The 10443-nt window shown below is 38.7% G+C and carries 11 protein-coding genes; 1 reads left to right on the top strand and 10 read right to left on the bottom strand.

The features are described from left to right. Positions 1 to 106: 106 nt before the first annotated feature. The 5 genes from QM629_RS10865 to QM629_RS10845 all read right to left on the bottom strand — a co-directional run bounded on the left by QM629_RS10865 (position 107) and on the right by QM629_RS10845 (position 4633). Positions 107 to 859, bottom strand: coding sequence for a helix-turn-helix domain-containing protein (locus QM629_RS10865; RefSeq protein WP_415159892.1), 753 nt, complete (start codon positions 857 to 859; stop codon positions 107 to 109). Positions 860 to 1080: 221 nt separating this feature from the next. Next, positions 1081 to 2169 (bottom strand): hypothetical protein, encoded by a 1089-nt coding sequence (locus QM629_RS10860; protein ID WP_415159891.1) that lies wholly within the window; start codon positions 2167 to 2169, stop codon positions 1081 to 1083. A 6-nt stretch (positions 2170 to 2175) separates the two neighbouring features. After that, positions 2176 to 3108: a tetratricopeptide repeat protein gene (locus tag QM629_RS10855; protein WP_415159890.1), complete on the bottom strand. Its 933-nt coding sequence runs from the start codon at positions 3106 to 3108 to the stop codon at positions 2176 to 2178. Positions 3109 to 3354: 246 nt separating this feature from the next. Continuing rightward, positions 3355 to 3567: a hypothetical protein gene (locus QM629_RS10850; protein WP_415159889.1), complete on the bottom strand. Its 213-nt coding sequence runs from the start codon at positions 3565 to 3567 to the stop codon at positions 3355 to 3357. A 4-nt stretch (positions 3568 to 3571) separates the two neighbouring features. Continuing rightward, a complete protein-coding gene (locus QM629_RS10845) occupies positions 3572 to 4633 on the bottom strand; it encodes an SDH family Clp fold serine proteinase (RefSeq protein WP_415159888.1) in 1062 nt (353 codons plus the stop codon). A gap of 115 nt (positions 4634 to 4748) precedes the next feature. On the opposite strand from QM629_RS10845, the gene QM629_RS10840 reads away from it, so the two are divergent. Continuing rightward, the gene (locus QM629_RS10840; RefSeq protein WP_415159887.1) at positions 4749 to 5291 is read left to right on the top strand and encodes a hypothetical protein; all 543 of its coding nucleotides are present in this window, start codon (positions 4749 to 4751) and stop codon (positions 5289 to 5291) included. 101 nt (positions 5292 to 5392) lie between these two features. Here QM629_RS10840 and QM629_RS10835 read toward each other — a convergent pair whose 3' ends face one another. From QM629_RS10835 to QM629_RS10815, 5 genes are all read right to left on the bottom strand, one after another. After that, positions 5393 to 6133, bottom strand: a complete 741-nt coding sequence (locus tag QM629_RS10835; RefSeq protein WP_415159886.1) for an SDR family NAD(P)-dependent oxidoreductase — start codon at positions 6131 to 6133, stop codon at positions 5393 to 5395. Next, positions 6130 to 6942, bottom strand: coding sequence for an SDR family oxidoreductase (locus QM629_RS10830; RefSeq protein WP_415159885.1), 813 nt, complete (start codon positions 6940 to 6942; stop codon positions 6130 to 6132). The genes QM629_RS10835 and QM629_RS10830 overlap by 4 nt, the downstream gene beginning before the upstream one ends. A 318-nt stretch (positions 6943 to 7260) precedes the next feature. Then, the gene (locus QM629_RS10825; RefSeq protein ID WP_415159884.1) at positions 7261 to 8262 is read right to left on the bottom strand and encodes a zinc-dependent alcohol dehydrogenase family protein; all 1002 of its coding nucleotides are present in this window, start codon (positions 8260 to 8262) and stop codon (positions 7261 to 7263) included. Positions 8263 to 8338: 76 nt separating this feature from the next. Further along, entirely contained in the window at positions 8339 to 9331 is a 993-nt protein-coding gene (locus tag QM629_RS10820; RefSeq protein ID WP_415159883.1) for an MBL fold metallo-hydrolase, read from the bottom strand. 44 nt (positions 9332 to 9375) lie between these two features. Further along, positions 9376 to 10383, bottom strand: coding sequence for an aldo/keto reductase (locus QM629_RS10815; RefSeq protein WP_415159882.1), 1008 nt, complete (start codon positions 10381 to 10383; stop codon positions 9376 to 9378). Between the last annotated feature and the right edge of the window lie 60 nt (positions 10384 to 10443).

Genomic DNA, 10443 nt, shown 5'->3' with positions numbered 1-10443 from the left:
TACCAGTATTTTGAGGAGTTTCAATCGGCAATTGAGCAGTTCTTCTCTAATCTCGAATATCAATTGGATGAGCTGATATCTTTACTACAATTTAATTTCGGAATTATTAAAGCAACTTAGTATATATCCTGTCATCATACCGTTCGGTATTGTTGACCTTTACCAGCGCATCAATTTTATAATGCGATATAATCTGTTGTATAACCGCATCTTTGCCCAGCAATAAACATGCAGCCAGCGTAAAACCTTCCTGCCCGCTTAAATAATCTTTTTTCCATAAGCCGGATATTTCCATCATCTGCCTGTCATTCAATGCCAGCCAGGGATGCGCCGGGTTATTACTCCGGATAAGATTGCGCACTTTTTGAAAAAGTTCGTGTTTAAAATCCTCCATTTGTAAAGCCGGGTAAATAATCCCTTCAGTATAATGATTGCGTTTCCGGTTAGCGATTTCAGCAATCAGGTGCGGCTGTTCCACTTTAAAATCACCATCATTACTGCGGTCGTAAATAATCTTCGCTGTTTTATGTACCTGGGAACTGGCAGGCACCTGTATATGTATCAGCTTATAGCCGTTAATAGTATATACCTGCGGAAAAAGAATAAACGGAGGGTCAAGCTTTTGCGGGTTGTTGGAGAGATTTACCAGGTCTGTTATCATTTTGGAAACAGCGCTGTCACTTACTCCTGTAACGTTTCCATTATCATCAACACCTAAAAGAACACTGCCGCCTTCCCTGTTAAGCATAGCACATATAGTTTCAAAAAGATTACCGGGCAATGCCATGGCTGCCTCTTTAAATTCAAGGTGTATATTCTCTTTTTCCCTTAACAGCCGTTTAATTCGTGCTATATCCATACATGCCTGTTTATTGCGCCAGCCTTTGCTTCAATTTATAAGCTGAAATGTTAACTTGACGGTATTCCCGGGAATTTTTTTACGCTATATCTCTTTAAAGATAATGTTGTTGCGTAAGTTAAAATAGAAATGAATAATTAATTCAAATCGAAGATTTGATAACACTGCGACGTAGTTGGAAGACTACGCCGGGCGGGGATACCCTTGTTAGCAACTGTTTTTCATTTTTCATTTAATAACCTCTCAAGTATAATACAGAAAACGTCCGCATTTTGTGCCATCTGCAAAGTTGGGCTTTTACCTGTTTCTTTACCAATTTCTACACCGTCTGAATATGGCGTGAAGTTTAAGATTCTATCAATGCGTATGTTTGAATTCTTTTTATTTCCTGTAAAAATTATTCGTTTGTTGGTCAGATATAAAGTTCCTGTGTCAATAAGTTTCATCGTGTCCACACTGTAACTATGCGGTTTAAAACTGCCTGAACGAAGATAAAAGCCTTTAGCTATTTTAAAGCTTGTTGAGTATCCGCTATAACTCACTCTTTGTCTTATGCTTCGTAACTCATACCAATTCACATTCGATATTTTAATATGGCAGACTTCTGATTTTTGAATTACAATATCCGGCTGAATGATGGGCAAATTTAAATTTTCCAATGCCCAGTATAATTTCAGCTTTCTTAATTGTTCTTTAGTTTGACTATTGAGTTGTATGTTTACGTTTAAACTTTTTGCTATTGTTTGCAACTCTTGTTCTTCATCTGGTGATAATCGTTGGTCTGCGATGATTTGTGCAACATAATTTTCAATAAAACCTGTGCGTGTTTCAGAAGAAATTTTATCGGCAAGTTCTTTTGGCAAACGCAATGTATTTTCAAGTTTGCTTAAAAAGTCTTTTTCTTCTTTTGTTAGTCGCCCGTCTGCAATTGCTTCCTCAAACGATTTCTTATAAATAATTTCACCAAGTTTAGCATGTAGTTTATCAATAGTCTTGTCATCTAAATTTAAAATAATTTTTAAATGGCTTAGTTCAGTTAATTCCTGTTCGCTTAAAATCTTATCGTCAAGGCAATAGTTAAGATAAACAGCGTAAAACTCTTCAAGATTAAGCTTAAACTCCCTTACCAAATTGAGCTTATACTTACTTTCTATGTTTTGAATTTCTTGGCTGGAAATATCTTTTATTTGCTTTGTTGCCAATAAATTGTTTAATTCAATTACAGCATTTTCCTGTGGAAACTGCTTGAACAGCTTTTGAAAAAAACTGCTGTTCACCAAAGGACGTGTCTGATATAAATTTCCATTCATTGTTTATTAGTATTTTCTATATTCCTCATAAACAGGGTCATTCCAATTGCATACACCACCGTGATGCGAACAAGCTCCTCGCCCGGTAGCACTTGAAGTACTTCCATCACAACAGCGTGTTACATAATAAGCAACTCGTTTGCGAATGGGATTTATTTTGTCATGTAATTTTTCTGCCTCTGAATTTCCTGCTTGAATTAATGGCTTTAAGTCATCTACTGCTTCCTGAATTTTACCAGTCTTACTATAACAAATTGCTCTGTTATATAAAAGCTCAGAATTTGATGGGTCAGAATTTAAAAGGCTATTAATTTCAGGTAATGCAGCTTTATATTTTCCAGCTTTTACCAAATTAAATGTTTTGACAGCAGCTATGTCAATTTTTCCTTTCTCAATTTGGTCTTTGTCTGCTTGAGTACTCGCAAATGATAATGCATGTTGAAGTTGTTTATTTGCTTCATCAATTTTATGTGCCTTCTCAAACTGATAACTTTGCTGTATGTAAAAGGCTAAACTATCTTTTCGCTGTTGTTCTTTTTGTTCGGCAATAGCTTTTTCTTTGGCTGCTTTTTCATCAAGCAATTTTTGTTGATAGGTTTCCTGTTTATCAATTTCAGCGTAATGACTAAATACAGGAATTGAACCAAGAAACAATCCACCAACAGCAATAGTTTTAATTTTAGGAGTCAGCCTGAAATGCAATTTTTTTTCCAAAAATTTGTGTCCGGGTGGAACAAGAATAAAACCAATTAATCCGAACAACAAAAGCATTAAAGGATGTTTTATAAAAGCTAATGCAGAAAGAAAAAAGACTGCACCTAAAAGCCACATAATGACATCTCTTGCTGCATTCTTTTTTGTTACTTCATAAACGTCACCCTTAAAATAGTCTGGCAATACTTTAGAGTTGTCGGGAATAAGGTTTGGAACATATCTCATATTTCAGTCAATCTTTTATGATGTCACCCGAAAATGGCTGCTAACGGCTCAGCATTGCTGAAAGTTTGATATTACGATTTTGCCCAACCAATAACTGAGGCTAAATTGAAATACAAAGTTGAAGGTAAAAGTAAAGTTCCATAGCATACGTCAGCCAGACATTGGTTTAGTAAAATTAGTACAGATGCCTTCCGTCAAGTCTGCATTTTCAGTAAGTCTTTTGCTGGCTGTAATGATTCTTTTAAATCAAAGCTGTTTGACAATAATGTTGTGATTGTAATTGTCGCTTGCTTGATTAATTGTCATTTGCCCAGATGTATCAAGCATGTTTAAGTCAGTAACATTTTCTTCAAAAGGAACTTCGTAGTAAACATTAGGAACAGCCTTTTCAAATTCTTGTAAAGCTTGAAGAAACTTTTCAGAAAATCCTACTGATTTTAAAATTTCGTTTCTTTCCATGGTTTTATTTTTGATTAATTAAGCTCCTATCATTACGCATCAAACTGTAGTAATCGGAGACAAATGTCTTATAAATTGGCGTATTTTCAAATAACCAGTAAAACAGAGCCCAAAAACGCTTTATTGCTCTATCTAAGTTAATTGTTTCTGAATGCGTTATTTTTAACTGACAAACAGACCAAGCAGCTTCACGAGTTATTCCTCTACCATGAGACTTCCATAAGGAATGATTACATAACTGATTCGCAATTTGATTAGCTCTTTGTTTTCGTTCATCTGGTGTAACAGGATTGCCGTTAGAATGATTTGCCCATGTTTTAAATTTATAATCGTGAAGATAATTTTCAACTAATTCAACGGAATATTTACTTGCATTAATTGCGTTTCCAATTTCTTTTGGGTCAATTTGACGTAAGATTTGTAAGTCTGTCCAATCTGGATTTAACCCTTTCTTTATCGCAGCTTCACCTTTAGATTGAATGTGTTCAATCAAAGTCAAAATTGATTGTGCAGGGACGAACATTCCATCTTTATTTGGAACTTGTGGGTCAATTGGACCTATGTAAGAATTATTTGTCATAATAATTTCATCCCCAGACATAGCGAAAATTGTTCCTGCGCTCATAGCAATGTCGGGAAGAATGAATGAAACAGTATCAAATCTTGGTCTTAATTTATCCACAAATTTTGCTACTTGCGTCCCTGAACCACCAGGAGTAACCAATATTATGTCAATATGCTTTTCGTTTGCTGGTATTGTGTTCACTAATTCAGAAAAAGGTAAGTCGTCACTGTATTCAATTGACTTGCTTGCTTTAACATTGACATTAACAACATTTGCCAAGTACGCAATAACTGAATGACCTCTTATGTCGCCAATATCTTTTAATGCTCGTCGAATTTCTACGAGAACATTGACGTTTACATTTTTAAGTTGTAATAAACTTTCAAATTCACGCCCATCAATCATGGAGTCAAGCAATGAAACAGTTTGAGGTTGTGGCATTGAATGTTTCTGTTGATTTGGAATTTGAATTGTGGGTTTTTTATTTCTATTTTTACTCATAAGGTTTTGATGCTATTACAGCCAACGCAAAGATTTATGGTATTATACATAGTGCCAAATGTATTTTCAAAAAATTTACCTGCTAAAAAAATCAACAACTTAATGTTATAAATTTTTGATTGTTGTTACAACAATCTATCTTTTTCACTTCTTCCCCGTCACCAATAACTCACAAACTTCAATACCCAACACCTTAGCAATTTTTGCCAACTACCATCCCTGCGATTTTGTGGAAGACTTAAGGGAATGGCAAACGCTTGCCATGATTAATGAACAAAGCGTTTATAATGAAGCGAATGCCCGTGAAGACCTGCTTGATTTTACAGCCGCCCTTATGAAACTGGCAGAAGCTTTATGGATAGTGTGCGATGCCCGTTGCAGCACTGCCAAAATAAAAACCCCCTGGCCTGCCGGTGATGTACAACTGCAGGTGCTGAATGAAAAGGAAAGAGACCGCCCGCACAAGGTAATCCGGCATTGCTGCAGCACATTTACGCAACAGTACGCACAAACCGAACTGTTAGACCTGCTGGATGCTGTGGTAACCTATGAAGGCAGCAGAAAAATATATAAAGGCAGCCTTATATTAATGTACCTGCACCTGGAATACCTGGTTAAGGCGGCATATACCATTTGCCCGCTTCAAAGCCTGTTATAACCTGTGCCTGTGCATAGCCGGCAGTTGCTGCAAGACAAACCAATATTAGTTTCTAATCATAGTTTTAATGTTGACAGTAAGGCAACACAGCCGGCGATTTATTAAATCATTAATAACCCGCCATCAACAATGTAGGAACTGCCTGTAACATAGCTGGCCTCATCTGATAATAAAAAGGCAGCTACGGCAGCGGCTTCTTCAGGTTTTCCAATCCGTTTTAATAATACAGTTGCAGCAAGATTATCTTCAAATTGCTTACGCAACTCCGCAGGAAGGGAAGAACGAAGATTGCTGGTTATAGGGCCGGGAATAAGTGAATTTACCCTTATTTTTCTGGGGGCAAGTTCCGCAGCCCAGCTACGGGCTGCCGATAAAATGGCAGCTTTGGTTGCAGCATATAACGATATGGAAGGCTGGCCTTCATATACAGCGCTGGAAGATGTTACTAAAACGGAACCTCCGTCGTTGATATAAGGAGATAGCACACCCATTTGCAACATTGGCGTAATTACATTTACCTGAAACATCTGGTTCAATGTGTCTCTGTTCATCAGGCTTATATCTCCGCCTGTGGCAAAAGCCGCATTCAGCCAAAGCCCGTCAATTTTACCGGTTTCCTTTACAACAGCAACAAGCCTTTCAGAAGATTGTTCGCTTTCAGCATCATCTTTTATAATTATTGCGGCGCTTCCCAATTTTTCCGCTGCATTCTTTAAATGTTTTTCTGTTCGTCCGGTTATAATAACCTGTGCACCTTCGTTTATTAATCTTTCAGCGCCGGCCAATCCTATACCACTGCTTCCGCCCGTAACCAGGATTGTTTTATTTTCAAATCTTTTCATTTTTGTGCTGCATTCATAAAATTCAGTGTTATTGCTTTCAGCTTCTGTCTTGCTTCAGCATCATAAGCCTGCGCGTATGCCCTTGCTTCCCGCTTTACATTAAAATAGCTGCCGGTAATATTTTTTACATCTTCAGATGTGGCAAGGTAAACTTCAGCATCCGCACCACTTTTTGCTGTACCCAAAGGGCTTATGCCTGCTTCATTAACCATATTGGTGTCAAGATAAGTTCCCGGGTGCAGTGCATTTACAGTAACGTTATCATTTTTCAAATGTTCTGCAAGGTCGAAAGTAAACATGATTAATGCGAGTTTACTTTGCGTATAAGCGGCAGCACTATTAAAGTTTTTTCCCAGCATCACATCATTAAAATTTATAGCAGACTGCCCGGCTGAACTCACATTCACAATGCGGGACGGAGCGGCTTTTTTTATGGCCGGCAACAACAGGTTGGTTAATAAAAAGGGAGCAAGATAGTTTACAGTAAACCTTGTTTCCATACCATCTTTACCGTAACGTGGCGCTGCAAAACCGGCACCTGCATTATTGATAAGAATATTGATTGAATCGTGCCTGGCCAGCATATCGTTCGCCAACTGCCTTACTTCCTGCAAGGAAGAAAAATCTGCAACAAAACCTTCGATATGTTTATTACCGCTATCCTGTTTTATTGCTGCAATAACTTCATCAAGCTTTGTTTTATTTCTTCCGTGAACAATGATGGTCGCTTCCTTGTTTTTTGTTGCAAGCTCAATAGCTGCAAGTTTGCCAATGCCATCTGTTGAACCGGTTATAAATATCGTTTGCATAATTAATAGTTGTTTAATGCATTTACCATTCAATGCCGTTTGCTTAAGATTTATTTTTTAAAATAATCAATCAATGTTGTTTAGTCAGGCAAAAAATATTGAATATAGACATATCATTTTTTGATTTTATCACAGGAAAGAGATTTCTCCTGTCGCCGAAATGACAGTGTAAAACCCTGACTGAATTTAAGAACCAGGCGGTGGGGTTGGTTTTATTAATAATGTTTCCTGCCTGTCATGTCGGGGAACCCTGTCTGCCGCCAGGCAGGAAGACCTTTCCCAAAAATTTATGACAGATTGAATATGCTGAGGCAGCCTTTAACTAAACGATATTGACTTATTATTGATTGAATACAAACAAGGTTTTGCCCTTGCCGGAATCTTGCCCGTTTGATGCCAATGCCTGTCTGAAGCCGGAAGGCGCAAATGTTGCTGCAACCGGCACTCAAATGCACTGTTTGCCATGGCAGCAGTAAGGCTGGTTATCATTTTATTTTTTTCAGCAGCGGTTTGGCCATCCAGAAAATGCCTTATACCAAAACCCTTTAAGGTTAGTTGTTTATATACAAACTGCGCATTATGAAAAGAAACATTGTCTTTGTTTATGGCTGCATATAAAACGATGGTTGCATTGGCCGCCATAATATTTAAAAGCCTGGTTCCAGCTTCCCCGCCCAGTGTATCCAATGCTGCATTTACTCCCTTTTGTTGCGTAACGGACAATATCTGGCCGTCCCAATCATCTTTCGTTATATCAATTACTTCATCCGCACCAAGCTTTTTTAATGCACCGGCGTATTGCATATTGCGTATGGCAAGTATAACTCTTGCCTGCCTCCCTTTTGCCAGTTGTGTTACAATCTTTGCAACGGCCGAACTGCCTGCCGTTATCAGTAACCAATCGTTTTCTTTTACATGAGCAGCCTGTAACAAGCCGTAAGCAGTGAAAGGGTTCAGGCAGAACTGGGCAGCTTTTTCCCTGTTAAAATCTGCAGGCAATACAAATACCTGCGAACTATTGGCAACAACATATTCTGCCCATACATTCATCGAAAAGAAAGCAACGAGGCTTCCTCTTTGTATTCCGGTAACATCGTTTGAAACAGCTTCAACAATCCCGCAGCCTTCCATTCCCGCAGTTTGAGGAAATACCGGCTGAAAGCGGTATTTACCTGTAATGAACAATATATCTGCCGGGTTGATTGGGCTCATTAAAACCTTAATTAATACTTCACCGTTTTTAGGTACAGGTTTATCAGTTTCACATATTTTCAATACATCTTCAGGATTGCCTGTTTTATCAAAAGTTAGCGCCTGCATATATCATTTAATTGTTAAGAATGGTAATGTAGAAAATTTAAGTTTTATATGATTGCAGCCAAATTTATAAACGAGGTTAGGGCGTACTAAAAACTTCCGGAACCCATGCAAAGGCATTATCATGTACTGCGGTATATCCCAGCCCCGGCCAGGGCAGGTGATAAGCAAAGATTTTAATTTTTTCAGAAGCCAGTTGCTGCAAAACTTTCTTTCTTGTGGTAACCGCAAGATCAATGTCCGTATCGCCGGAAAACCCCCATTCGGGATGCGGAAATAATAATACATCTGAGTGTATAAGATCTGCTATATAAATCATCTTTTCATTGCCGGATGTTATAGTGGTTAATGTTAGGCCGGGCGTATGGCCAGGTGCTAATTCAAAGCTGAAAATATTGTATAACCCTTTATCGTAATCCAGGAAATTTATTTTGGGCTTAATAGTTTGCAACACCTGTTTAATACCGCCAAGTAATTGTTGAAGAAAAGCCTTTTCATTCCACAAACCACTTTTGGTAAAATCATTTAAGGTTGCCTGCACCCAGAAATCATATTCTGTTTTGCCGATGTGGATATTTGCATTCGGATATATTAATTGCTGCTGCTTATTAACTAACCCGCCGATATGATCCGGGTGCGCATGGGAAATTATAATATCTGTAAAATCTTCCGGCTTAAACCCTGCATCAGCAAGGCTTTTGGGTAACCATGCGCCATTGGCATCCCCAAAAACCCCAATGCCACAGTCAAGCAGTACCAGTTTATCTTTGCTGTGCACAATCATAACATTCATAGGCATATCTGCAAAATCTGTTGGGCGAAAATTTGCTTCCAATAATTTTCTTACCTCCTGCGCATTGCCTCTTGGCGCCAAAAAAGGCTGCACCGGTTGCTGTATTATATGCCCGTCTGTTACGATGGTAATTTCAAGATCGCCAAATGTAAACCGCCTGTATCCGTTTATATTCTGTACAATGGGTTTATTGTTTTGTGCAATAAAATTTTTGCGAAAAGGTGAAATTACCGCTACACCGGCAAGAGCTGTATTTTTTAATAATGCCCTTCTTTCCATAAATATTAAAAGATTGTGCTGAAAACAATTTACATTTTTGGGGATTAGTGATTCACCAGTTTCATAGCGCCTTCACTGTAACGTTCACCTGTATCAGGATGCTTTTCCAAAATTGTTTCAATAGCATCCAGGTCTCCCGGTGTCAGATCCACATCCACAGCCCCGGCGTTTTCTTCAAGATATTTGATACGTTTTGTTCCGGGAATCGGTATGATATCTTCACCCTGTGCCAATACCCAGGCCAGTGCGAGCTGTGATGGTGTGCAACCTTTTGCTTTGGCTATTGCAGCAAATTCATCTACCAACTGCTGGTTGTTTTGCCAGTGGGCATCATCAAATCGTGGCAATGTTCTGCGGAAATCATCCTGCGCCAGTTTGCTTATGTCTGTTACGGTTGCGGTAACCAATCCTCTCGCTAACGGTGAATACGGGACGAGTGCTATTCCAAGCTCCCGAACAGTATCCAATATTTCACCTTCGATATCTCTTGATAGTAAAGAATATTCACTTTGCAGCGCAGCAATAGGATGTACTGTATGCGCTTTGCGGATTGATTTGGCGGATGCTTCAGACAACCCGAGGTAACGTACTTTTCCTTCCTTTACCAGCTCAGCCATGGCGCCCACCATGTCCTCAACCGGAACGTTAGGATCAATGCGGTGCGCATAATATAAATCAATTGTATCAATTTTTAAACGCTTCAAACTTTTTTCAACGGCTTCTTTTACATATTCAGGGCGGCCATCTAAGTAAGTAGTGTCTGGCGTGCCTGCAAACCCGTTTGAATTTTCTTTTACACGGAAACCGAATTTGGTGGCTATAAAAATTTTATCCCGGTTGGGAACAAGTACCTTGGAAATAAGTTCTTCATTGTGTCCCTGGCCATACATATCGGCGGTATCCCAGAAGTTAATGCCCAGTTCCAGGGCTCTTTCCAGCACTTTTATGCTTTCATTGTCATTTTTGGGGCCGTAGGCAAAACTCATGCCCATGCAGCCTAAACCTATGGCGGAAAGTTTTTCACCGGTGTTTGATAGTTGTCTGTACTTCATAGTTAATAATTTTTATGATGCAAAACTAAACAAGTACTGTACCAGCAGGATTGGAGCATT

Origin of the sequence: Parafilimonas sp. (genome assembly GCF_047606085.1) — a bacterium.
GTDB lineage: Bacteria > Bacteroidota > Bacteroidia > Chitinophagales > Chitinophagaceae > Parafilimonas.
Note: the sequence above shows the minus strand (reverse complement) of the source record. Positions and strands in the feature narration are given on the sequence as shown.